A 21663-nucleotide genomic window follows, 5' to 3' on the forward strand; every position below is an offset into this window, starting at 1 on the left:
GCCATGACGGTCGCCGTCGCCATATTCGCCCATCAGGAGGAAAAGCGGATCGGCCGATGCCTCGCGTCGTTACCGCTCGACCGGGCGGGGACGATTTTCCATGTACTGGTCAATGGCACGACCGACGCCACTGTGGCGCGGGCGCGGGCGGTAGCAGGCGCGCGGGCCAATGTCGTCGTCCATGACATCAAGGCAGGCGGCAAGGCGCGGACGTGGAACCATATGATCCATGGCCTGCTGAACGGCGACGAGGATGCCGTGATCTTCATGGATGGGGACGCGGAAATCGTGGCCGGGTCGATCGATGCGCTGGTGGCGCAATTGGCGGACCATCCAGCGGCGAACGCCACCGCCGGGATGCCGATGAACGGGCGGATGGCCAAAGTATATCAACAGGGATTGAAAGACGAAGGCGGGCTGTTCGGCGATCTTTATGCGTTGTCGGGGCGATTCGTCGCGGCGATCCGTGAGAAGGGATTGCGCTTGCCCGATGACCTGATCGGTGACGACGGGCTGGTCGCAGCCTGGGCGCATACCGATCTGGGCAGCGATGCGTATTGGGTGCATGACCGGGTGCTGGCGTGCGACGATGCCGGCTTCCTGTGCGAGCAGGTCAGCATCGCACGCCCGTCAAGCTGGGTGATGCAATATAAGCGGCTGATCAACTATTCGGTGCGCTATTTCCAGAACCGGATCGTGTCGGACATCATGACGCGGGAGGGACCGGACGGCCTGCCCCCGCGCCTGGCCAGCCTGTATGGCGAGTGGCTGCCACGATTTCGACCGCGTGCCGGACCGACCGGCTGGTTCGACCGCAAGGCGCTCGCCAGGATGCGTTCCGCGATTTAGCGGTCCTTGCCTGCCAGTTCCTTGTTCACGAACAGGGCAAAGCCTGTGACGACTGCGCCGGACAGCAGATAAGCGCCCGATGCGGCAAGGCCAAACTCCGTCGAAATGAGCAGCGCCACCAGCGGCGCGAAACCTGCGCCGACCAGCCAGGCCAAATCCGATGTCAACGCCGACCCGGTATAGCGTGTCGCCGTGCGGAAGTTGGAAGCGACCACGCCGGACGACTGGCCAAAGCTCAACCCAAGCAGGATGAAGCCCAAGACCATGAAGGCGACTTCGCCCAGATCGCCGCCATTGAGCAGCAGCGGTGCAGCTACGGCGAATATCGCAATGCCGACCGCAGAATAGGCCAGCAGCGTGCGGCGGCCCACCATGTCGGCAACGAAGCCGGACACGATGATCGCCAGCACGCCGACGAACGCGCCGATGACTTCGATCATCAGGAAGCGTTCGAGCGGCTGGTCGGTGTAGAGCGCAATCCACGACAGCGGAAAAACCGTAACCATGTGGAACAAGGCGAAGCTGGCCAGTGGGGCAAAAGCACCGATGACGATGTTGCGCCCTTCGCTGCGGACGGTTTCGATGACGGGCGAGGGTTGCAGTTCGCGGGTTTCGTAGAGCCGCGCAAACTCCTCCGTCACGACGATCCGCAGGCGCGCGAACAGCGCCACCACGTTGATCGCGAAGGCGACGAAGAAGGGGTAGCGCCAGCCCCAGTCGAGGAAGTCAGCGCGCGACAATGTGCTGAGGAAGAAAGCGAACAGGCCGCCCGCCACGATCAACGCGAGCGGTGCGCCCAGTTGCGGCATCATGGCGTACCAGCCGCGCTTTTCCTTTGGCGCGTTGAGCGAAAGCAGGGAGGCAAGGCCGTCCCATGTGCCACCCAGCGCCACCCCCTGCCCCGCGCGAAACAGCGCCAGCAAGATCGCCGACCAATGGCCGATGGTGTCATAGCCGGGCAGGAACGCGATGGCCGCCGTCGATCCGCCGAGCAGGAACAGCGCGATGGTCAGTTTGACGCCGCGTCCATAGGCCCGGTCGACCGCCATGAAGATGAAAGAGCCGATCGGCCGGGTGATGAAGGCGAGTGCGAAGATGGCAAACGACCACAGCGTGCCGTTCAGCGGGGTCATATAGGGAAAGACATGCGCCGGGAACACGATGCAGGATGCGATCGCATAAACGAAAAAGTCGAAAAACTCCGATGTCCGGCCGATGATCACGCCAATCGCGATTTCGCCGGGCGCGATCTTCTTGCCGTGATCGGCATGAAGGTTGCGCACGTCGCGCTCTGCCTGCGTCGAATTGGGCGGGGTCGTCGCGGAGGTCATGGGGTGTCACTGGCCTTCATAGTGCGGGAACGATTGGTCACCGCACATCGTTGCACGGCGAATCACCCACTGTTCAAAAAGCGTCATGCCCCATTTTGCAGCTGCGCAGGGATAGGACAAAAGGTCCAATGTCGTGCCATGATCCAAACCATTATGCGGGCATCATGACAGCCCGCCCTTTCGCCAGAACCCGCGTGATCCTGCGCCGACTCGCCCCGTTGATGCTGCTGCCCCTGGGCGCGTGTAATTGGGTGGTGATGTCCCCTGCGGGCGACGTTGCAGTGCAGCAACGCGACCTCATCCTGATTTCGACCGTGTTGATGCTGCTGATCATCATTCCCGTCATGGCGATGACGGTCTGGTTCGCATGGCGCTATCGGGAAAAGGCGCAGGCGAAGGATTATGATGCCGATTGGGATCATTCGACCAGTCTGGAACTGCTGATCTGGTCGGCTCCTCTGCTGATCATCATCGCGCTGGGCGCGGTGACATGGACCAGCACCCACCTGCTGGACCCCTATCGCCCGATCGAACGGATCGACCATGCGCGCAAGGTCGATCCGGCCACAAAACGCCTGCTGGTCGAAGTGGTGGCGATGGATTGGAAATGGCTGTTCATTTACCCTGAGCTGGGCATTGCGACGGTCAATGAACTGGCCGCGCCGGTCGATCAGCCGATCGAATTCAGGATCACGTCGTCGTCGATCATGAACAGTTTCTTCGTCCCTGCGATCGCCGGGCAGATTTATGCCATGCCGGGGATGCAGACCAGCCTGCACGCAGTCGCCAACCGGCCCGGCACGTTCGACGGCTTTTCCGCCAACTATTCGGGCGCGGGCTTTTCCAACATGCGGTTCAAGTTTCACGCCATGGACAACAGCGGGTTCGACCAATGGGTCGCGCGCGTAAGGGCCAGCGGTGCCACGCTCGACCGCGCCACTTATGCCAAGCTGGAGCAGCCGAGCGAGAAGGTGAAGCCGCTATATTTCGCCGGGGTCGCGCCAAAGCTGTTCCACGCCGCGCTCAACATGTGCGTACAGCCGGGCAAGAAGTGCATGGACGCGGTGATGATGACCGACATGCACGGCGGCGCGGGCAAAGAATCGGCGCGTGACGTCGCTGGCCTGCGCCATGACGGCACCATCGATGTAGGCGGGTTCCACCCGGTCGAGCCGGGCAAGAAGGGCGAAATCGCGCAGCCTGCGGGCATGACCCAGGCAGCGGAACGCACGCCGGCCGAGCAGGGTAGCCAAGCGCCGGGACAGCAGGATCATGACGGGCATGGGGGTGGTCATGAGGGCCATGAAGGAATGTGAAGATGATCACACATCAAAACTTCCACGGGCATCGTCACCCTGAACTTGTTTCAGGGTCCATTTCGCCCCACGCGCCTCCGCCCAAGATCGTGAAATGGATGCTGAAACACGTTCAGCATGACAAAAATCCAGTAGTGGAGAGCGTGCGCCTCTCTCTCGTCACCTCCCCCCATTCAAGGCCGTAACGCCCATGTCGCCCCATCCCGCATCCGAAAATAGCGGCTTCTGGAAACTGATCTTCGGTCGGCTCGACTGGAGTTCGTTGCCGCTGCATGAACCGATCGTCGTCGGCACCTTCCTGATGGTCGTGCTGGGTGGCGCGGTCGTTTTCGGGCTGGTGACGAAGTATAGATTGTGGGGCATGTTGTGGAACGACTGGTTCACCACCGTCGATCACAAGCGCATCGGCATCATGTACATGATCCTTGGCCTCATCATGTTCGTGCGCGGCTTTGCCGACGCGCTGATGATGCGGTTGCAGCAGGCGATGGCGTTCAACGGATCCGAAGGCTATCTGAACGCCCATCATTACGACCAGATTTTCACGGCGCACGGCGTCATCATGATCTTCTTCGTCGCTATGCCGATGATCACGGGAATCATGAACTATATCGTCCCGCTTCAGATCGGCGCGCGCGACGTCAGCTTCCCCTTCCTCAATAATTTCAGTTTCTGGATGACGACGGCGGGCGCGATCGTGGTCATGATGTCGCTGTTCGTGGGCGAATTTGCGCGGACTGGCTGGCTGGCCTATCCGCCGCTGTCCGGCATTGCCTATTCGCCGGGCGTGGGCGTCGATTATTATATCTGGGGCTTGCAGATAGCGGGCATCGGCACATTGCTGTCGGGCGTCAACCTGATCGCGACTATCGTGAAGATGCGCGCGCCGGGCATGACGATGATGAAGATGCCGATCTTCACCTGGACATCGCTGCTGGCCAACGTGCTGATCGTCGCGGCCTTCCCGGTGCTGACCGCCGTGTTGGCGCTGCTGTCGCTGGACCGCTATATCGGCACGGCCTTCTTCACCAACGACATGGGCGGCAACCCCATGATGTATGTGAATTTGATCTGGATCTGGGGCCACCCGGAAGTCTATATCCTCATCCTGCCGCTGTTCGGCGTGTTCAGCGAAGTGACCTCTACTTTCTCGTCCAAGCGGATCTTCGGTTATAGCTCGATGGTCTATGCGACGGTGGTGATCGCCATTCTGTCCTACCTCGTCTGGCTACACCATTTCTTCACCATGGGGTCGGGCGCCAGCGTCAACAGTTTCTTTGGCATCACCACGATGGTCATCTCCATTCCGACGGGGGCCAAGCTGTTCAACTGGCTGTTCACCATGTATCGCGGGCGCATCCGTTTCGAATTGCCGATGATGTGGACGGTGGCATTCATGCTGACCTTCACGGTCGGCGGGATGACCGGCGTGCTGCTGGCGGTGCCGCCCGCCGACTTCGTGCTGCATAACTCGCTGTTCCTGATCGCGCATTTCCACAATGTCATCATCGGCGGCGTGTTGTTCGGCCTGTTCGCGGCGATCAACTACTGGTGGCCCAAGGCGTTCGGCTTCCGGTTGGACAAGACATGGGGCGTGCGCAGCTTCTGGCTGTGGGTCGTGGGCTTCTGGGTCGCGTTCATGCCGCTCTATGTGCTGGGCCTGATGGGCGTCACGCGCCGGATGCGCGTGTTCGACGACCCGTCGTTGCAAATCTGGTTCCAGATCGCAGCGTTCGGTGCTGTGATGATCGCGGCCGGTATTGCCTGCATGTTCATCCAGTTCGGCGTCAGCATCAAGAACCGCGAAAAGCTGCGCGACACCACGGGCGATCCATGGGATGGTCGCACGCTGGAATGGGCGACCAGTTCGCCGCCGCCGGACTATAATTTCGCCTTCACGCCGGTCATCCATGATGGCGACGCCTGGGCGGACATGAAGAAGCGCGGTTATGAGCGTCCACTGAGCGGCTATGCCGCGATCCACATGCCGTCCAACACCGGCACCGGCATCATCATCGCGGGGCTTTCGGTCGCCTTCTCGGTCGGGATGATCTGGTACATGTGGTGGCTGGCGGGCCTGTCTTTCGTGGGCATACTGGCCGTCGCGATCGGCCACACCTTCAACTATAAGCGCGACTTCTACATTCCCAAGGATGTGGTCGAACGCACCGAAGGCGAGCGCAGCGCGCTGCTCGCCAAGCCTCTTTCGGCGCAGGGCTGAACCATCATGGCCAGTATATCGAAGATCGACCCGACCTTCCTTGACGAACAGGGCAACCCGCTGTTCCATCTAGGCGAGGAACCGCATCATCCCGAAGGGTCCAGCACCGCGCTGGGCTTCTGGATGTATCTGATGAGCGATTGCCTCATCTTCGCCTGCCTGTTCGCTACCTATGCGGTGCTGGGCGGCAGCTATGCCGCGGGACCGGGGCCGAAGGATCTGTTCGACCTGCCGCTGGTCGCGCTCAATACCGCGATGCTGCTGTTTTCGTCGATCACCTATGGCTTTGCCATGCTGGCGACGGAAAAGAACCGGGTCGGCGCGACGCTGGGCTGGCTCGGCGTGACCGGGTTGTTCGGTCTCGCCTTCCTGAGCATCGAACTGTATGAATTTGCCCATCTGATCCATGAAGGCGCGACGCCGCAGCGGTCCGGCTTCCTGTCTGCCTTCTTCACGCTGGTCGGCACGCATGGGCTGCACGTCACCTTCGGCATCATATGGCTGGTGACGCTGATGGTGCAGGTCGCGAAGAAGGGGCTGATCCCTGCGAACCAGCGCCGCCTGATGTGCCTGAGCATGTTCTGGCACTTCCTCGACGTCATCTGGATCGGCGTCTTCACCTTTGTCTATCTGATGGGGATGCTGCGATGAGCGCGCACGATCACGATCACGGTCACGACGATGCGCAGGGCGCGCACGGGACCATGGGCAGTTACATGATCGGCTTTGGCCTGTCGGTGATCCTGACGGCCATCCCCTTCTGGCTGGTGATGACCGGCTATTTCGAAAATCCGCAGACGACCGCCTTCATCATCATGGCGTTCGCGGTTGTCCAGATCGTCGTCCACATGATCTACTTCCTGCACATGAACACCCGCTCGGAAGGCGGATGGTCGATGATGGCGCTCATATTTACGCTGGTTCTGGTGGTCATCACCCTGTCCGGTTCGACATGGGTCATGTATCATCTCAACAATAATATGATGCCCAAGATGGAGCATGATATGAGCCAGATGCCGTGACATTGCCCCGCCCCCGCCGCGCGACGGCGGGGTTTCCGGTCGGGCTTACGCTGATCGCAGTCATGCTGTTTGCCGGCTTTTGTGCGCTGGGGTGGTGGCAGGTCGAACGGCTGGCGTGGAAGCGCGACCTGATCGCGCGGGTCGAGGCGCGGGTTCATGCGCCCCCCGTCCCGGCACCGCTATACATTGGCAAGGACGATGCGTATCGCCGCGTAACCGCCACCGGCACCTTCCTGCATGATCGCGCCGTGCTGGTGCAGGCATCCACGGTGCGAGGCGCGGGGTTCTGGGTGCTGACGCCGTTGCGCACCGGGACCGGCACGATCCTGCTGATCAATCGCGGCTTCGTGCCGCCAGAATCTAAAACGCGCTATGACCGGCCATCGGGACCGATCCGCGTCACTGGCCTGCTGCGCCTGACCGAGCCGGGCGGCGGCTTCCTGCGCAGCAACGATCCACCCGCCGACCGATGGTATTCGCGCGACGTGGCCGCCATCGCCACCGCCCGCCGCCTTTCCTGCGCCATCCCTGATTATTTCATCGACGCCGATGCCGCACCGTCGCCCTATACGCTGCCGGTGGGCGGGTTGACCGTCGTGCGCTTCCCCAACAGTCATCTGCAATATGCCGTCACCTGGTTCATACTGGCCGCCATGGTCGTGGGGGCGTATATCGTCGTCCTGCGCCATACAGGGAAAGACCAGCGGGCATGAAGGCCAGATTGCCGATCGACGCGCGCTGGCTGCCCAGCCACTGGCCCGCTGATGCTGCCGGGCGCAAGAATATGGCGCTGTTGATGCAGTTGCGCTGGATCGCGATTGCGGGGCAGGTCGCCACCATATTGATCGTGCATTATGGCATGGGCATCCGCCTGCCCCTTTTCCCCATGCTGGTGGTGCCGTGCATCGCGATTGCAGTGAACCTGGGCAGCCTGTCGATCCTGCGCCGCCGATCGGACATCAGCCATGCCGAACTGTTCGTAGCGCTGCTGTTCGATGTGCTGGCGCTGACGTCGCAACTTTACCTTAGCGGCGGGGCGACCAATCCCTTCATCTCGCTCTATCTGGTGCAGGTGGCGCTGGGCGCCGTGCTGCTGCATCGATGGAGCGTATGGGGCATCGTCGTGATTTCCGCGCTGTGCGCGGCGGCGCTGGCCCTGTTCTATCGCCCGCTGGACCTGAGCGATGCGCTGGAGGGGCGATTGTTCGACCTGCATATCGTGGGAACATGGATATGTTTCACGATGATCGCCGTGTTGCTGGTGCTGTTCATGACGCGGATCAGCCGCAATCTTCAGGACCGTGAAGCCTATCTGGCGCAATTGCGGCAACAGGCAGCGGAGGAAGAACATATCGTCCGCATGGGGCTGCTGGCATCGGGCGCGGCGCATGAACTTGGCACGCCGCTGGCGCAACTGGCGGTCGTGCTGGGCGATTGGCGGCACATGCCGGAGATCAAGACCCATCCAGCGCTGGCGGAGGAAGTGGGCGAGATGCAGGCGGCAGTCACGCGCTGCAAAACCATCCTGAGCGGCATATTGATGTCGGCGGGCGAAGCGCGGGGCGAAGCGCCCCAAATCACCAATGTCCGCGATTTCATCGACGGAATCGCGCGCGACTGGCGCGCGGCCAATCCGGGGATGCCGCTGCGCTGCGATTATGGGCCGCATGATTATCCGCGCATCATTGCCGACCCGGTGATCCGGCAGGCGATCGTCAACCTGCTCGACAATGCACGCGAAGCCGGCGCGACCTATATCGACCTGCTGGTCGGGCGCGACAGCCAGTCGCTCAACATCGCGGTGCGCGACAATGGCAAGGGGTTCAGCGCCGACATGCTGGGCGATTTCGGCAAGCCATACCGATCGAGCAAGGGCAGGCAGGGCGGCGGCCTCGGCCTGTTTCTGGTCGTCAATGTCGTGCGCAAACTGGGCGGCAATGTCAGCGCCAGCAACGGCGCGGATGGCGGGGCAATGATCCTGCTGCGGCTGCCGCTGGGGAATGTCGCGGTGGAAGAGGAAACGGCACATGGATGACGAACGGTTGCTGGTCCTGGTGGAGGATGATCAGGATTTCGCCCGCACGCTCAGACGATCGTTCGAGCGGCGGGGGTGGCGCGTGCTGCTGGCCGACAGTCATGCCGTGCTGGCGGGCCTGCTGGCCGATCATCGCCCGACCCATGCTGTCGTGGACCTGAAACTGGACGCGGAATCCGGCCTCGTCTGCGTCCAGACGCTCCATGCCCATGACGCAGCAATGGTCATTGTCGTGCTGACCGGCTTTGCCAGCATCGCAACGGCGGTCGAGGCGATAAAGCTGGGCGCGACCAACTATCTGGCCAAACCGTCCAACACCGACGACATAGAGGCCGCCTTCGCCCGGTCGGGCGGCGACATAAGCGCGCCGCTCGCTCCGCGCCCGACGTCGATCAAGACGCTGGAATGGGAACATATCCATGAAGTGCTGAAAGACAGCGACTTCAACATTTCCGAAACTGCCCGCCGTTTGGGGATGCACCGCCGCACATTGGCGCGCAAGCTGGCCAAGCGGCAGGTCGGTTGACGGACGTGTTTCGTCGTGCCATTGGCGGGCGCAACGCGGGTGTAGCTCAATGGTAGAGCAGCAGCTTCCCAAGCTGACGACGGGGGTTCGATTCCCCTCACCCGCTCCACGACAATAGCGAGACGAACCCCCGCCTTTTGTGCGCTGCGCCCTGCCGGGCTGCGCTGGGCGGTTCGATTCCCCTCACCGCTCCAGTCCCCAGACATTTCAATAAGGCGCAGCGGCATCCCGTGCGGGAATCGCGCCGCGATGGCCGATATTCCATCCCGCCAGCCGATGGCCCGCCAGCGCCGCATCGGCAGGCGTCGCGCCCGCCAGCCGGGCGTGGAGGTAGCCGCCGTTGAAGGCGTCGCCCGCCCCGCTCGAATCGATCACGTCAACTCGCTGCGGAATGGCGATGACCACCCCGTCGATCATACAGCCATCGCCGCCCAGCTTGACCACGACTTCGCGCCCGTCGGCCCCGCCCCATCGGGCGGCGGCGTCCTGCGCATCGTCGGCCTCGCCCATTTCGACTTCGTCCGCCAGCGTCGGCAGGCCCATGTCGCTGACCGCGATCGCCCGGTCGCGCCAGTGGCACGCGGTCGCGGCGTCGGGCCACAAACGCGCGCGGTAATTGCCGTCGAACGCAACTTTACCGCCCTTCGCGCGCACCGTTTCGCAAAGCGCCAGCAATGCTTCGCGCCCTTCGTCCGGCAGGATCGCCAGAGTGATGAGCGAGAAATAAAGCAGGTCGCTTTGCCCCGCAGCGGCCACCATGGCGTCGCTGCCGGGCAGCACGAACATGCGCCGCGCCGCCGCGTCGCTGCGCCAGTAATGGAAACTGCGTTCGCCGGTAGCGTCGGTTTCGATGGCGTAGAGGCCGGGCAACCGGTCGGCCGCGCGCAATACCAGGCTGGTGTCGACGCCTTCGGCCTCCCATGCGGCGCACAGGTCCGCGCTCATCGGGTCGGCACCCATCGCACTGGCCAACCGGACCGTGTCGCCAGCGCGGGCAAGGTGAACGGCGGTATTGATGACGTCGCCACCATAGCGCAGGTTCCAGCTGTCGCCCGTGCCACGGCTCAGTTCCAGCATCGCTTCCCCGATCACCGTCACGATTGCGCCTGCCGCCATGTCCTTGCCCCATCCCTTTCCTGTTTGAGCCAGCTTCGTGCGGAGGGGGGGCGGCGAAGTCAAGACGCCTTGCCCTTCATCCTGCTATTTGCAACGATGTGGAACGTTAATAGGGCGTTGGCGTTTTGCCTTCAGGCAAAGAATGCGGACTGTCCGCCCGACGTGCCGTTCGGGGAACAGATGATAAGCGCCAACAGTAATTCTTCCGGCGACCGCTTCGAACTGCTGGTTCAAAGCGTCACGGATTATGCCATCTTCATGCTGGACCGCGACGGCATAGTCGTCAGCTGGAACGCGGGCGCACGCTGCATCAAGGGATATGAAGCGGACGAAATTATCGGGCGGCATTTTTCCTGCTTCTACACGATAGAGGACCAAGCGGCGGGCGTCCCTGCCCTTGCCCTGTACACAGCCGAACATGACGGCCGGTTCGAAGCGGAAGGATGGCGTGTGCACAAGGATGGCACCCCTTTATGGGCCAATGTCGTGATCGACCCGATCCGCTCCCCGCAGGGCGATCTGATCGGCTTTGCCAAGGTCACCCGCGACCTGACCGAACGGCGTGCTGCACAGGACGCGCTGCGCCATAGCGAGGACCGCTTCCGCCTGCTGGTCGAAAGCGTTACGGACTATGCCATCTATATGCTCGACCCCATCGGCACGGTGACCAGCTGGAACATGGGTGCGCAACGGTTCAAGGGCTATGCCGCCGAGGAGATAGTCGGCCAGAATTTCGCGCGCTTCTATTCCGACGAGGACAGGCTGGCCGGTTTGCCATCGCGCGCGCTGCACACGGCGCAGGTCGAAGGCCGGTTCGAGGCGGAGGGGTGGCGCATCCGCAAGGACGGATCGCGCTTCTGGGCCAATGTCGTGATCGACCCGATCCGCTCCCCGCAGGGCGATCTGATCGGCTTTGCCAAGATCACCCGCGACCTGACCGAACGGCGCGACGCGCAAAGGGCGCTTGATGAAGCGCGCGAGGCAATCATCCAGACACAGAAGATGGACGCCATCGGCAAGCTGACCGGCGGGGTGGCGCATGATTTCAACAATTTGCTGGCAGTGATCGTCGGCAGCCTGGACCTGGCGCGGATGCGCATGGCCAGTGGCGGGGACATCAGCCGCTATCTGGACAATGCGATGGCGGCGGCCGAGCGCGGCGCGACGCTGACGCAGCGGATGCTCGCCTTTGCGCGCAAACAGGAACTCAAGCTGCAAAGCGTCGATTGCATCGCGCTGGTGCGGGACATGGCCGAATTGCTGCAAAGCACGCTCGGCACGGGCATCGCGATCGACACCCATTTTCCGTTGGCGATGGTCGCTGCCCATGCCGACCCTGCGCAGTTGGAACTGGCGCTGCTGAACCTGGCGGTCAATGCGCGCGACGCGATGCCAGGTGGCGGGCGCATCGTCATCGACGCGGCCGAAGCGCTCGTGTCGCCCGACGAGCGGCCCGATCTGGCGGCGGGCGCCTATGTCCGCCTGTCGGTATCGGACGAAGGCGATGGCATGGACGTTGCGACGTTGCAGCGCGCCCGCGAACCATTTTTCACGACCAAGGGCGTGGGCAAAGGCACGGGACTGGGGCTGTCAATGGTGCATGGCTTTGCGCAGCAATGCGGCGGATCGCTGACCATCACCAGCGATGGTGGCGTTGGCACGACCGTCAACCTGTGGTTGCCCGTGGCCGGGGCCGATGCGGTCGTCGCCACGATAGTCGATCATGCGCCAGCCACCCAGAACAGCGACCAACCACTGGTGATACTGGCGGTGGACGACGATGAGCTGGTGCTGATGAACACGGCGGGCATGTTGGAAGCGCTGGGCCATACCGTATTTCAGGCGTCCTGCGCCGCAGACGCGCTGCGCCTGCTGGAGCAGGGGGAGGTCGACCTGGTGGTGACGGATCATGCCATGCCCGGCATGACCGGCGCGCAACTGGCCGACGCGATCGACCAGTTGCGGCCGGACCTGCCCGTCATCATCATCACCGGCTTTGCCGAATTGCCCCCCCATGCCAGCAAACGCCCGCGACTGGACAAACCCTTCCGTCAGGCGGAACTGGCGCGGCTGGTGGCGCGGGTCGGGCATCAGGGCGCGGCCGCCCGGCCGATCCGTCTGGCGCCACAACCCGGCGACATATGAAGTGCCGCGCGTCATTATGCGAAATACTGGCAAGATCATGATCGAAATAGTGGAAAAAGCGGCACTTTAGGTCGCTATCTACTTGCATGGGCGGGCCGCTTGGCCAAAGGGGTTCGCAACGCCCCCTTACAAGCCGCAGGATTGCATGGACACGCCCATCGCGCGCACGCCGACATCGCACTTCTTTACGTCGCTGCGGACCCGTCTCCACTATCTCGACTGGGGCAATAGTTCCGCGCCACCGCTCATCCTGGTGCATGGCGGTTTCGATCATGCGCGCAGTTGGGACTGGACGGCGCGCGCGCTGGCCGACGATTATCATGTGATCGCCCCAGACCTGCGCGGCCATGGCGATAGCGCATGGTCGTCCGACAGCTCCTACATGATGGCCAATTATGTCTATGATCTGGCGCAACTGGTCGAGATGATCGACCGTAGCCCAGTCACCATCGTCGCCCATTCGCTCGGCGGGTCCATCAGCTTGCGCTATGCCGGGCTGTTTCCGGAAAAAGTGGCGAAGATCGTTGCGATCGAGGGGCTGGGCCTGTCACCCGACCGCCTGCGCGAAGTGAAGCAGCACGATGGTCCGGCTGAATTGCGCCAATGGATCGACACGCGCCGCGCCAGCGCCCGCCGCACCCCCCGCCGCTATCCCACGATAGAGGCTGCGGTAGGCAGGATGCGCGAACGTAACGAACATCTATCAGTCGCACAGGCGCTGCACCTGACCATCCATGGCGTCAACCGCAACGAGGATGGCAGCTATAGCTGGAAATTCGACCCCTATCTGAACGGCATGGCACCCAAGGCCGCTTCGGACGACGGACTGCCCCAATTTTGGGAACGCATCACCTGCCCGACCCTGCTGTGCCTGGGCAGCGACAGCTGGGCGTCCAATCCGGTCAAGGACGGACGCGCCAGCCATTTTCAGGACGCCCGGCTGGTCGAATTCGCCGATGCGGGCCACTGGTTGCACCATGACCAGTTCGACCGCTTCATCGCCGAGCTGCGCGCCTTCCTCTGAACGGCGCGCGGGCTAAGCCTTGAAGCCTGCAATCGCGGCCTGATATTCCGCCTTCAACTGCGCTATATAGTCCCCGGCGGACTGCACCTTGGCGATCGCGCCGATGCCCTGACCGCACCCCCACACGTCGCGCCACGCCTTGGCCTCGCCGCCGGTCGCGCTGGCGAAATCCATGGCCGCCGCCTTGCCCAGATTGTCCGGGTCCAGCCCCGCCGCAACGATGCTGGGGCGCAGATAATTGCCGTGGACGCCGGTAAACACATCGGAATAGACGATGTCGCCCGCGCCGCTATCGACGATCATCTGCTTATAGCCATCCTCCGCATTGGCCTCGCTCGTCGCGATGAAAGGCGACCCGGCATAGGCCAGGTCAGCGCCCATCATCCGCGCGGCGGCAATCGCACGCCCCGTAGCGATAGAACCGGACAGCGCCAGTGGTCCGTCGAACCAGCTGCGAATTTCCTGCACCAGTGCAAAGGGGGACAGGGTGCCGGCATGACCGCCCGCCCCAGCCGCCACCGCGATCAGGCCGTCCGCGCCCTTCTCTATCGCTTTTCTGGCAAAAACATTGTTGATGACGTCGTGCAGCACGATGCCACCATAGCTGTGGACCGCTTCGTTCACCCGTTCCTGCGCACCGAGCGAAGTGATGATGATCGGCACCTGATATTTCACGCACAACGCCAGATCCTCGTCCAGCCGGGGGTTGCTGCGGTGGACGATCAAATTGACGGCGAAGGGGGCGTCCTTGTCGGTCAATTCCGTCTGCAACAGTTGCAGCCATTGTTCGAACATGCCCGAAGGCCGCGCGTTGAGGGAGGGAAATGCGCCGACGATCCCCGCACGGCATTGGGCCATCACCAGCGCAGGCTGCGATATGATGAACATCGGCGATCCGATCAGCGGCAGCGACAGGCGGCCTTCGAGCGACGCAGGCAGGGTCATGGACGGGCTTTCCTCTCTTATTCCTTATCCCTCGCGCTATCATCGCTGCGCCAATGGAAAAAGGACAAAAGGAACTGTATTGATCAGATAATACAGCAGTGCTAGGATCGGCGCTTCAACCGCTGCCGGAGCAGGACCGATGTATAGCGAAAGCGACCTACAGGATGCCGTAACGGCGGGCGCGATATCCGCCCAAAATGCACAGGCGCTGCGCGATCATGTATCCCGGTTGCGGGCCAGCCCAGTGGTGGATGAAGAAAATTTCCGCCTGCTGACCGGCTTCAACGACATATTCGTGGCCATCGCCAGCGTGATCCTGCTGGTCGCGGTCGGATGGCTGGGCAATGGCTTGCGATTCGGCGCGGCGGAGCATCACCCCGCCTTCATGTCGGGCGCGCTGGTGGCGGCGGCCAGTTGGGGATTGGCTGAATATTTCACCCGGCAACGGCGCATGGCCCTGCCCTCCATCCTGTTGCTCGGCGGGTTCGTCGGCGGGGTCGCCTTTACGCTGGGCGCATTGGCAGCGCAGTTGTTCCCCGATGTCGGCGATCGCGTCGGATCGCTGATCCTGTCGGGCGTGGCGGCAATGAGCGCGCTGGCGGCATGGCTGCACTGGCGGCGTTTCATGGTGCCGATCACTGTCGCAGCCGGTGCGGCGGCCGCAGCGGGCGTGGTCGCCGGACTCATCCTGGCGGCCTTTCCGGGCAGTTCCACGCTGGCCTTCCTGCTGATGCTGGCAGGCGGCATTGCCATCTTCGCCTTTGCGATGTGGTGGGACATGAGCGACCGCACTCGCACGACGCGCCGCGCAGACGTGGCGTTCTGGCTGCACCTGACTGCTGCGCCGATGATCGCCCATTCGCTGTTCCAGTTGCTCGACCTGTTCGACGGGCGCGACATCAGCGCTGGCAAGGCCGTGACGGTGATTGCCCTCTATGTCGCTTTCGGTGTCATCGCACTGGCGATTGATCGCCGCGCGCTGATGGTGTCCAGCCTGGCCTATGTGTTCTTCGCGCTCTATGCCCTGTTCGAACAGGCGGGCGTCGTCGGCCTGTCTGTCGCCTTCACGGCGCTGGTGATCGGCTCTGCCCTGCTGCTGCTGTCGGCACTGTGGCACAATGCTCGTGCGCTGGTGGTGGGTTGGCTGCCCCCGGTGCTGGCCGATCGGCTGCCCCCGGCCTAATCCTCGACGATCCGCAGCAGCTTGCGTTCGACCGGGGCCAGCACGGCCTGCAAGTCCTGCCCGCGCTTCAGCACATGCCCGCCTTCGCCGACCAGCGCCCACATGCCCTGCCGCTGGCGCAACGCCGGGCGCTTTTCGATACGATATTCGGGGCGCTCGGCCGATCGGCGAAAGGCGCTGAATATGGCGGCCTCGCGCCCCATATCCATCGCATAGTCGCGCCAGTGGCCCGCCGACACCATCCGGCCATACAGATCCATGATCCGTTGCAATTCCAGCCGGTCGAACCCGACCTGACCAGCATTTGCCCCAACAGCAGGGAACGGCGTCACATTCGACATCAGGCCCGGTCACGCGCCTTGAACAGCGAAGCATCGTCATCGGGCAGGCGTGGCTGCTGCTTTTCCGCCAGCAATTCGCCCAAGCGCTTCTGCAACCGCTCGACTTCGCACTGAAGCAGTTCCAGCTTCTGCTTTTCCGGGTCGAAACAGTCGGAACAGGGCGTGCCATAAGGCATGAAGTCACGCTGATAAGCCGTCACGTCGACGAGCATCGCGCGGGCGGGAATGCCCACCATCGTTGCGCCTTCGGCCACATCCTTGGTCACTACCGCATTTGCACCGACCCGCGCACGCGCGCCGACATTGATCGGTCCCAGAACCTGCGCGCCCGAACCGACGATCACGCCATCGTTGAGCGTGGGATGCCGCTTTCCCGCAATGCCATTGGCCGGATCGGTCCCGCCCAGCGTCACATTCTGATAAAGCGTCACGTCATCGCCAATCTCCGCTGTCTCCCCGATCACGGTAAAACCATGGTCGATGAAGAAGCGGCGGCCGATCCGCGCGCCCGGATGAATGTCGTTGCCGGTCAGGAAGCGCGAGAAATGGTTGATCGCCCGCGCCAGAAAGAACAATCGCGCGCGGTAAAGGCGATGCGCGACCCTGTGAAAGGCCAGCGACCAGACACCGGGATAGAGCAATATTTCCGCGCGGGACCGTGGCGCAGGATCGCGCGCCTTGATCGAATCGAGATAGGCAATAAGGTCACGCAGCATCAAACCGTCCCTGAACAGGCCCGCTGGCGTGGCGTGCCAATTTCCGTACTCACCCACTATAGGGATAAAGCGCGAATTTTTCCAGAGAGGGCGCTACTTGCCCTTGCGTCGACCAAACAGAAACTTGCTTGGCGGCGCGGGATATACCAATCATGGCGGTAGAGAATATAGCAAGAGGCATTGGATGATCGACGCTTTTATAGCCCATTTCGGCGAAATCCTGCCCTTCATCCTCGTGGGATTCGGTGCGCAGATCATCGATGGTGCTTTGGGTATGGCCTATGGCGTCATCTCCAGCACGCTGTTGCTGTCGATGGGCCTGCCGCCCAGCCGTGCGTCCGCCAGCGTCCATGCCGCAGAAACCTTCACGACCGGCGTGTCGGCGATCAGCCATATCCTGCACCGCAATGTCGACTGGAAACTCTTTGCCCGGCTGATCGTGCCAGGCGTCATCGGCGGGGTTTCGGGTGCCTATCTGCTGTCGAATATCGACGGCGCGGTCATCAAACCCTTCGTGCAATTCTATCTTGCGGCCATCGGCATTTTCCTGATCTGGCGTGGTTTCCACCTGCCGCCCAAGGCACGCGACCCCAAATGGGTAACGCCGCTGGGTCTGGTCGGCGGCTTCATGGATGCGTCGGGCGGCGGCGGCTGGGGGCCGATCGTCACGTCCAACCTGCTGATTCAGGGGGCCAGCCCACGCCACACGATCGGCACCGTCAACACGGTCGAATTCATCCTGACCCTGTCGATCAGCCTGACCTTCCTCATCCATCTGGGGTGGGAAACATTCACGACCTACACGGTCGGCCTGTTGATCGGCGGCGTGGTTGCCGCGCCATTCGGGGCGATGCTGGCCCGGCGCATCGCGCCGCGCGTCTTGTTCATGGCGGTCGGCATCATCCTGACGATCACGTCGCTGTTCGGGGTCGTCAAATATCTTGGATATATCGGCTGAAACACTTATATTCGGCTTTCTGATCGAGGAAGCCGATAGATGTCCAGTTACCTGCCAACCCTGAAACAGTTGCAATATCTGGTCGCCTTGAAGGAACAGGGACATTTCGGGAAGGCAGCCGATAGCTGCTACGTCACCCAATCGACTCTGTCGGCGGGCATTCGCGAACTGGAATCGCTGATCGGCGTGACCCTGGTAGAGCGCACCCGCCGGGTCGTCCGCTTTACGGCGCTGGGCGATCGCATCGTGGACAAGGCGCACCGGGTGCTGCGCGAGGCGGAGGAACTGGCCGCCATCGCCGAGGCATCGGGCAAGCCGTTGACCGGCGAGTTGCGGATGAGCGTCATCCCGACCATCGCGCCGTTCCTGCTGCCCCGGCTGCTGCCCCGGCTGCGCGCCGACCGGCCCGAACTCAAACTCTACCTGCGGGAAGAAACGACCCAGGCCGCGATCGATTCGCTGCGCCACGGCAATGTCGATTGCGTGCTGATGGCGCTGCCCTTCCCTACCGGCGAACTGGACAGCGAAATCCTGTTTCAGGACCGGCTCTACATTGCCTTCCCGCATGACGAGCCAGTCGATCCGCCCGAATGGATCGGCCCGGACATGATCGATGAAAGCAAATTATTGCTGCTGGAAGATGGCCATTGCCTGAAAGACCATGCGCTGGCCGCGTGCAACCGGCCTGAATTGCGGGCCAGTGCGACGATGATGGGGACATCGCTGCATACCCTGATCCAGATGGTCGATAACGGCCTTGGCGTGACGATGATTCCCGAAATGGCAATTGCCAGCGGAATATTGGAACATACGCGCATCGCCGCGCGCCCATTGCAATCGGAACGGTCGTGGCGCGACATCGCGCTGGTGTGGCGCAAGAACAGCCCGCGCGAAAAGGAATTCAACCTGCTGTCGGGCATCCTGCGCGACGCGGCAGCGATCAATTGCCGTCTGCCGGAAGCGGCCTGAAGCCCCTACCAGCCGCGCGCCTTGGCTTCATCCTCGGCGCGCGCTTCGACCCAAAGCGCAGCGCCATCGGCGAAATGCTCTTTCTTCCAGAAGGGCGCATCCGATTTCAGCCAGTCGATCAGGAAAGCACAACTTTCGAGCGCAGCCCCGCGATGGCGCGACGCCGTGCCGACCAGCACGATCCGCGCGCCCGGCTCCAGCCGCCCGACACGGTGGATCAACGTAATCCCCAGCAATGGCCAGCGCGCCAGCGCTTCGTCGGCGATGCGACCGACCTGCGCCTGCGTCATCGCAGGATAATGTTCCAGTTCCAGCGCCAGCACGCCGCCCCCGCCCCGCACCACGCCCGTAAAGCTGGCGACTCCGCCGCCGCCCAGCGATTCGAGCGCCGCCAGTTCGGTCGCGACATCGAAATCTTCGGCCTGAATGGCGATGCGCCTCATCCCCCCGTCACCGGCGGGAACAGCGCCACTTCGCGGGCATCACCAATGACCGTGTCGAGCGGCGCAAATCTTTGATCGATCGCCGCGCGCAATCGGGTCGAATCGGACAGCGCCTGGCCATGGCCATCACTGTGGCCCGCCAGTTGGGCAATCACATCGGCGATGGTCGTGCCGGGCGCAGGGCGCGCTACGCGCTCCTCATCCACACCCACGATTTCGCGCACCCAGGCGAAATAGACGATGGTCAGATCGGCCATCGCCCTAGTCCATATGCTTGATGCCGACGCGCAGATAATCCCATCCGGTGATCAGCGTCAGGATGGCGGCAGTCCATAAGGTGATGATGCCCACTGCCTGCACGAACGGATAATGCGGCACTGCGCCCGCCAGGATCAGCGCGCCCAGCGCGACGATCTGGAACGTGGTTTTCCATTTGGCGAGCCGCGATACCGGCACGGACACCTGCAACCCGGCCAGAAATTCGCGCAGGCCCGATACAGCAATTTCACGCAGCAGGATGATCATCGCGGCGATGACGTGCATCCCGGCAATGTCGCGCGTGGCGGCCAGCATCAGGATGACGGCGCCGACCATGATCTTGTCGGCGATGGGATCAAGGAAAATGCCCAGTCTGGACACCGCTCCCTGCGCACGGGCCAGATAACCGTCGAAATAATCGGTTATGCCCATCAGGCAATAAAGGGCGAAGGCCAGCCCATAGCCGGTTGTCCAGCGCGCACCGATTTCGGCCGGCCAGAGCAGGGCGACCAGCAACGGCACGGTGAATATACGCGAAAGCGTCAGCAAATTCGGCAGCGTCAGCATGGCCGCGAACTGCCACAGTCCGGCCCGTCGCACAAGCGGGCCGTGCGCCCGCCATCGCGTCCCTGTGCCAAGCCATGTGCCAAGCCATTGGACAGGGACGCCGCCAGCGGCTAGACCCCGGCCCGGTCGCTCACGGAAAAGAAGTCATATTCTCTCATGCAAGCCTCTCTCAGGCTCTTGAACAAGCGCCGTTTCCTGCCGCTTTTCATCACCCAGTTGCTGGGTGCGTTCAACGACAATCTGTTCAAGAACGCGATGGTCCTTTTCGTCGTCTATCAGGTCTATAATGACGAACGGTCCGAAACCTGGTTCAGCGCGCTGGCCACGGGGCTGTTCATTCTGCCCTTCTTCCTGCTGTCCGCGCTGTCGGGGCAACTGGCGGACCAGCGCGACAAGGCGCTCATCATCCGTTGGGTGAAGGCTGCCGAAATTGCGATCATGATTGTGGGAGCGGCGGGCCTTGGCCTGATCTGGGGCGGCATTGCGGTCCACACGCTGGCGATTCCCCTGCTGCTGGCGGCATTGTTCGCCATGGGCATCCATTCGACATTCTTCGGCCCGATCAAATATGCGATCCTGCCCCAGCATCTGCACGATGATGAAGTGCTGGGCGGCACCGGTCTGGTCGAAGCAGGCACCTATATCGCCATTCTGGCAGGCACGATCCTGGCCGGCCTAATCCCGGTGGAAATCGCCGCGATCGGCATCATCATCACTGCCCTGATCGGCTATGTCGCCGGGCGGGAAGTGCCTTCCGCACCATCGTTGCTGGAAAGCCAGCCAATCGATTATCACATCCTCCGGTCGTCGATTAACCTGGTCCGCGGCACGATGCACATTCGCCGGCTCTTTCTGGCGATCATGTCGATCAGCCTGTTCTGGGCCGTCGGTTCCATCCTGTTCATTCAGTTTCCGCCACTGGTGAAGAACGTCCTGACTGCCGACAAACCAGTCGCCAGCCTGTTCCTGGCCATCTTCTCGATCGGCATCGCCATCGGCTCGATTGCGATCAACCGGCTGTTACAGGGGCATGTATCGGCCAAATATGCTCCCGCATCGGTGATCGGCATGGGGCTGTGCATCGTCGCATTCCATTTCGTATGCGCGATGTGGACGCCTTCACCCAATGGTCAGATGCTCTCGCTGAGCGGGTTTCTCGCGCATCCGATGGCCATGGCGCTGTCGGCCTGCCTGCTGGGGGTCGCGACCTTTGGCGGCATGTTCGTGGTGCCGCTTTATGCGTTCCTGACCACCACGGTTGAAAAATGCGAAGCGGCGCGGACCGTGGCGGCCAATAATATCGTCAATTCGGGCGCGATGGTGATCGGGTCGGTGCTGGCCATTGGCCTCAGCATCGCGGGCGTATCCGTCGTGATGCAATTGCTGCTGGTCGCGTTCCTCTCGCTCCCTTGCGCCTGGTTGGCGTGGAAGCTGCACAAGGCGTGCGATGGGCCGCTTTGCAGCGATCCCGCTTAATAGATAAAGCTGTAAAAGGCCGTGAAGAAGGCCGCAAAGCTCAGCCCGAATAATTTCCAGTCGCTATCGTCATCGACCATCTTGCGCCTGCTTGCGGGCGCGACATCGGCCACGCGCAGCACATGCTGCGGCAACCGCTGACGGAAGGGGTGACGGGCGGATTCTGTCGTCAGGACAAGGGGGCGCGTTCGCATGATGAGGAGTTAACGCAATCTTTACCTT

General features: G+C 62.5%; 23 protein-coding genes and 1 tRNA gene. 15 read left to right on the plus strand and 9 right to left on the minus strand.

What is annotated here, in order from left to right:
• The first annotated feature begins 3 nt into the window (after positions 1-3).
• Entirely contained in the window at positions 4-849 is an 846-nt protein-coding gene (locus tag SPBM01_RS06080) for a glycosyltransferase family A protein (RefSeq protein WP_188064460.1), read from the plus strand.
• Here the strand turns inward: SPBM01_RS06080 and SPBM01_RS06085 are convergent.
• The gene (locus SPBM01_RS06085; protein ID WP_188064461.1) at positions 846-2180 is read right to left on the minus strand and encodes an MFS transporter; all 1335 of its coding nucleotides are present in this window, start codon (positions 2178-2180) and stop codon (positions 846-848) included. The two genes, SPBM01_RS06080 and SPBM01_RS06085, sit on opposite strands and share 4 nt — an antisense overlap.
• A 164-nt stretch (positions 2181-2344) precedes the next feature.
• On the opposite strand from SPBM01_RS06085, the gene cyoA reads away from it, so the two are divergent.
• From cyoA to SPBM01_RS06125, 8 genes are all read left to right on the plus strand, one after another.
• On the plus strand, positions 2345-3496 hold the full coding sequence (cyoA, locus tag SPBM01_RS06090) for a ubiquinol oxidase subunit II (RefSeq protein WP_188064462.1): 1152 nt from the start codon (positions 2345-2347) through the stop codon (positions 3494-3496).
• A 190-nt stretch (positions 3497-3686) separates the two neighbouring features.
• Complete coding sequence (gene cyoB, locus SPBM01_RS06095) at positions 3687-5717, plus strand: cytochrome o ubiquinol oxidase subunit I (protein WP_188064463.1); 2031 nt, start codon at positions 3687-3689, stop codon at positions 5715-5717.
• Between the two features lie 6 nt (positions 5718-5723).
• The gene (gene cyoC, locus SPBM01_RS06100) at positions 5724-6368 is read left to right on the plus strand and encodes a cytochrome o ubiquinol oxidase subunit III (protein WP_188064464.1); all 645 of its coding nucleotides are present in this window, start codon (positions 5724-5726) and stop codon (positions 6366-6368) included.
• Complete coding sequence (gene cyoD, locus SPBM01_RS06105) at positions 6365-6739, plus strand: cytochrome o ubiquinol oxidase subunit IV (protein WP_188064465.1); 375 nt, start codon at positions 6365-6367, stop codon at positions 6737-6739. Before cyoC ends, cyoD begins: the two co-directional genes overlap by 4 nt.
• 62 nt (positions 6740-6801) lie before the next feature.
• A complete protein-coding gene (locus SPBM01_RS06110; RefSeq protein ID WP_188065582.1) occupies positions 6802-7452 on the plus strand; it encodes an SURF1 family protein in 651 nt (216 codons plus the stop codon).
• Positions 7449-8774, plus strand: a complete 1326-nt coding sequence (locus tag SPBM01_RS06115; protein ID WP_188064466.1) for an ATP-binding protein — start codon at positions 7449-7451, stop codon at positions 8772-8774. The genes SPBM01_RS06110 and SPBM01_RS06115 overlap by 4 nt, the downstream gene beginning before the upstream one ends.
• Positions 8767-9300: a response regulator transcription factor gene (locus tag SPBM01_RS06120; RefSeq protein ID WP_188064467.1), complete on the plus strand. Its 534-nt coding sequence runs from the start codon at positions 8767-8769 to the stop codon at positions 9298-9300. Before SPBM01_RS06115 ends, SPBM01_RS06120 begins: the two co-directional genes overlap by 8 nt.
• A gap of 35 nt (positions 9301-9335) precedes the next feature.
• Positions 9336-9409 (plus strand) — tRNA-Gly (locus SPBM01_RS06125).
• A gap of 98 nt (positions 9410-9507) precedes the next feature.
• Here the strand turns inward: SPBM01_RS06125 and SPBM01_RS06130 are convergent.
• Positions 9508-10416: a sugar kinase gene (locus SPBM01_RS06130; protein ID WP_188064468.1), complete on the minus strand. Its 909-nt coding sequence runs from the start codon at positions 10414-10416 to the stop codon at positions 9508-9510.
• A gap of 180 nt (positions 10417-10596) precedes the next feature.
• Between SPBM01_RS06130 and SPBM01_RS06135 the strand changes: the two genes are divergently transcribed.
• Positions 10597-12561 (plus strand): PAS domain-containing sensor histidine kinase, encoded by a 1965-nt coding sequence (locus tag SPBM01_RS06135; protein WP_188064469.1) that lies wholly within the window; start codon positions 10597-10599, stop codon positions 12559-12561.
• A 145-nt stretch (positions 12562-12706) separates the two neighbouring features.
• Positions 12707-13585, plus strand: coding sequence for an alpha/beta fold hydrolase (locus SPBM01_RS06140; protein WP_188064470.1), 879 nt, complete (start codon positions 12707-12709; stop codon positions 13583-13585).
• A 12-nt stretch (positions 13586-13597) separates the two neighbouring features.
• Here the strand turns inward: SPBM01_RS06140 and SPBM01_RS06145 are convergent, their stop codons facing one another.
• Positions 13598-14530 (minus strand): NAD(P)H-dependent flavin oxidoreductase, encoded by a 933-nt coding sequence (locus tag SPBM01_RS06145; RefSeq protein WP_188064471.1) that lies wholly within the window; start codon positions 14528-14530, stop codon positions 13598-13600.
• A gap of 139 nt (positions 14531-14669) precedes the next feature.
• Here SPBM01_RS06145 and SPBM01_RS06150 point away from each other — a divergent pair, with 139 nt between their 5' ends.
• Positions 14670-15713, plus strand: coding sequence for a hypothetical protein (locus tag SPBM01_RS06150; protein WP_188064472.1), 1044 nt, complete (start codon positions 14670-14672; stop codon positions 15711-15713).
• On the opposite strand, the gene SPBM01_RS06155 is transcribed toward SPBM01_RS06150, so the two are convergent.
• Together SPBM01_RS06155 and epsC are read right to left on the minus strand one after the other, a co-directional pair.
• Positions 15710-16054, minus strand: a complete 345-nt coding sequence (locus SPBM01_RS06155) for a DUF2794 domain-containing protein (RefSeq protein WP_188064473.1) — start codon at positions 16052-16054, stop codon at positions 15710-15712. The genes SPBM01_RS06150 and SPBM01_RS06155 overlap by 4 nt on opposite strands.
• Positions 16054-16770, minus strand: a complete 717-nt coding sequence (gene epsC / locus SPBM01_RS06160) for a serine O-acetyltransferase EpsC (RefSeq protein WP_188064474.1) — start codon at positions 16768-16770, stop codon at positions 16054-16056. The genes SPBM01_RS06155 and epsC overlap by 1 nt, the downstream gene beginning before the upstream one ends.
• A 184-nt stretch (positions 16771-16954) precedes the next feature.
• Between epsC and SPBM01_RS06165 the strand changes: the two genes are divergently transcribed.
• Both SPBM01_RS06165 and SPBM01_RS06170 read left to right on the plus strand, forming a co-directional pair.
• Positions 16955-17728, plus strand: a complete 774-nt coding sequence (locus SPBM01_RS06165; protein WP_188064475.1) for a sulfite exporter TauE/SafE family protein — start codon at positions 16955-16957, stop codon at positions 17726-17728.
• Between the two features lie 39 nt (positions 17729-17767).
• Complete coding sequence (locus tag SPBM01_RS06170) at positions 17768-18697, plus strand: hydrogen peroxide-inducible genes activator (protein ID WP_188064476.1); 930 nt, start codon at positions 17768-17770, stop codon at positions 18695-18697.
• A 5-nt stretch (positions 18698-18702) separates the two neighbouring features.
• Here SPBM01_RS06170 and SPBM01_RS06175 read toward each other — a convergent pair whose 3' ends face one another.
• Genes SPBM01_RS06175 through pgsA form a run of 3 tightly spaced genes read right to left on the minus strand, consistent with a single transcriptional unit; the run spans position 18703 to position 19965 of the window.
• Positions 18703-19140: a molybdenum cofactor biosynthesis protein MoaE gene (locus SPBM01_RS06175; RefSeq protein WP_188064477.1), complete on the minus strand. Its 438-nt coding sequence runs from the start codon at positions 19138-19140 to the stop codon at positions 18703-18705.
• Positions 19137-19397 (minus strand): MoaD/ThiS family protein, encoded by a 261-nt coding sequence (locus SPBM01_RS06180; protein WP_188064478.1) that lies wholly within the window; start codon positions 19395-19397, stop codon positions 19137-19139. Before SPBM01_RS06180 ends, SPBM01_RS06175 begins: the two co-directional genes overlap by 4 nt.
• Before the next feature lie 4 nt (positions 19398-19401).
• Positions 19402-19965 carry a CDP-diacylglycerol--glycerol-3-phosphate 3-phosphatidyltransferase gene (gene pgsA / locus SPBM01_RS06185; RefSeq protein ID WP_188064479.1) on the minus strand — a complete coding sequence of 188 codons (564 nt, stop codon included), beginning with the start codon at positions 19963-19965 and terminating at the stop codon, positions 19402-19404.
• A 156-nt stretch (positions 19966-20121) separates the two neighbouring features.
• On the opposite strand from pgsA, the gene SPBM01_RS06190 reads away from it, so the two are divergent.
• Positions 20122-21441: an MFS transporter gene (locus tag SPBM01_RS06190; protein ID WP_188064480.1), complete on the plus strand. Its 1320-nt coding sequence runs from the start codon at positions 20122-20124 to the stop codon at positions 21439-21441.
• Here SPBM01_RS06190 and SPBM01_RS06195 read toward each other — a convergent pair.
• Complete coding sequence (locus SPBM01_RS06195; protein ID WP_188064481.1) at positions 21438-21635, minus strand: hypothetical protein; 198 nt, start codon at positions 21633-21635, stop codon at positions 21438-21440. The two genes, SPBM01_RS06190 and SPBM01_RS06195, sit on opposite strands and share 4 nt — an antisense overlap.
• Positions 21636-21663 lie beyond the last annotated feature (28 nt).

This window comes from Sphingobium sp. KCTC 72723 (genome assembly GCF_014280435.1).
Taxonomy (GTDB): Bacteria; Pseudomonadota; Alphaproteobacteria; order Sphingomonadales; family Sphingomonadaceae; genus Sphingobium.

Excerpts from the sequence above, each read along its gene's own strand:
- cyoD (WP_188064465.1), top strand. The coding sequence starts at position 6,365 with ATGAGCGCGCACGATCACGATCACGGTCACGACGATGCGCAGGGCGCG.
- cyoC (WP_188064464.1), top strand. The coding sequence starts at position 5,724 with ATGGCCAGTATATCGAAGATCGACCCGACCTTCCTTGACGAACAGGGC.
- SPBM01_RS06135 (WP_188064469.1), top strand. The coding sequence starts at position 10,597 with ATGATAAGCGCCAACAGTAATTCTTCCGGCGACCGCTTCGAACTGCTG.
- SPBM01_RS06120 (WP_188064467.1), top strand. The coding sequence starts at position 8,767 with ATGGATGACGAACGGTTGCTGGTCCTGGTGGAGGATGATCAGGATTTC.
- SPBM01_RS06080 (WP_188064460.1), top strand. The coding sequence starts at position 4 with ATGACGGTCGCCGTCGCCATATTCGCCCATCAGGAGGAAAAGCGGATC.
- SPBM01_RS06180 (WP_188064478.1), bottom strand. The coding sequence starts at position 19,397 with ATGGCCGATCTGACCATCGTCTATTTCGCCTGGGTGCGCGAAATCGTG.
- SPBM01_RS06195 (WP_188064481.1), bottom strand. The coding sequence starts at position 21,635 with ATGCGAACGCGCCCCCTTGTCCTGACGACAGAATCCGCCCGTCACCCC.
- SPBM01_RS06170 (WP_188064476.1), top strand. The coding sequence starts at position 17,768 with ATGTCCAGTTACCTGCCAACCCTGAAACAGTTGCAATATCTGGTCGCC.
- SPBM01_RS06165 (WP_188064475.1), top strand. The coding sequence starts at position 16,955 with ATGATCGACGCTTTTATAGCCCATTTCGGCGAAATCCTGCCCTTCATC.
- SPBM01_RS06140 (WP_188064470.1), top strand. The coding sequence starts at position 12,707 with ATGGACACGCCCATCGCGCGCACGCCGACATCGCACTTCTTTACGTCG.
- pgsA (WP_188064479.1), bottom strand. The coding sequence starts at position 19,965 with ATGCTGACGCTGCCGAATTTGCTGACGCTTTCGCGTATATTCACCGTG.
- SPBM01_RS06190 (WP_188064480.1), top strand. The coding sequence starts at position 20,122 with ATGCAAGCCTCTCTCAGGCTCTTGAACAAGCGCCGTTTCCTGCCGCTT.
- SPBM01_RS06110 (WP_188065582.1), top strand. The coding sequence starts at position 6,802 with ATGCTGTTTGCCGGCTTTTGTGCGCTGGGGTGGTGGCAGGTCGAACGG.
- SPBM01_RS06175 (WP_188064477.1), bottom strand. The coding sequence starts at position 19,140 with ATGAGGCGCATCGCCATTCAGGCCGAAGATTTCGATGTCGCGACCGAA.
- cyoA (WP_188064462.1), top strand. The coding sequence starts at position 2,345 with ATGACAGCCCGCCCTTTCGCCAGAACCCGCGTGATCCTGCGCCGACTC.
- SPBM01_RS06130 (WP_188064468.1), bottom strand. The coding sequence starts at position 10,416 with ATGGCGGCAGGCGCAATCGTGACGGTGATCGGGGAAGCGATGCTGGAA.
- SPBM01_RS06150 (WP_188064472.1), top strand. The coding sequence starts at position 14,670 with ATGTATAGCGAAAGCGACCTACAGGATGCCGTAACGGCGGGCGCGATA.
- SPBM01_RS06145 (WP_188064471.1), bottom strand. The coding sequence starts at position 14,530 with ATGACCCTGCCTGCGTCGCTCGAAGGCCGCCTGTCGCTGCCGCTGATC.
- cyoB (WP_188064463.1), top strand. The coding sequence starts at position 3,687 with ATGTCGCCCCATCCCGCATCCGAAAATAGCGGCTTCTGGAAACTGATC.
- SPBM01_RS06155 (WP_188064473.1), bottom strand. The coding sequence starts at position 16,054 with ATGTCGAATGTGACGCCGTTCCCTGCTGTTGGGGCAAATGCTGGTCAG.
- SPBM01_RS06085 (WP_188064461.1), bottom strand. The coding sequence starts at position 2,180 with ATGACCTCCGCGACGACCCCGCCCAATTCGACGCAGGCAGAGCGCGAC.
- SPBM01_RS06115 (WP_188064466.1), top strand. The coding sequence starts at position 7,449 with ATGAAGGCCAGATTGCCGATCGACGCGCGCTGGCTGCCCAGCCACTGG.
- epsC (WP_188064474.1), bottom strand. The coding sequence starts at position 16,770 with ATGCTGCGTGACCTTATTGCCTATCTCGATTCGATCAAGGCGCGCGAT.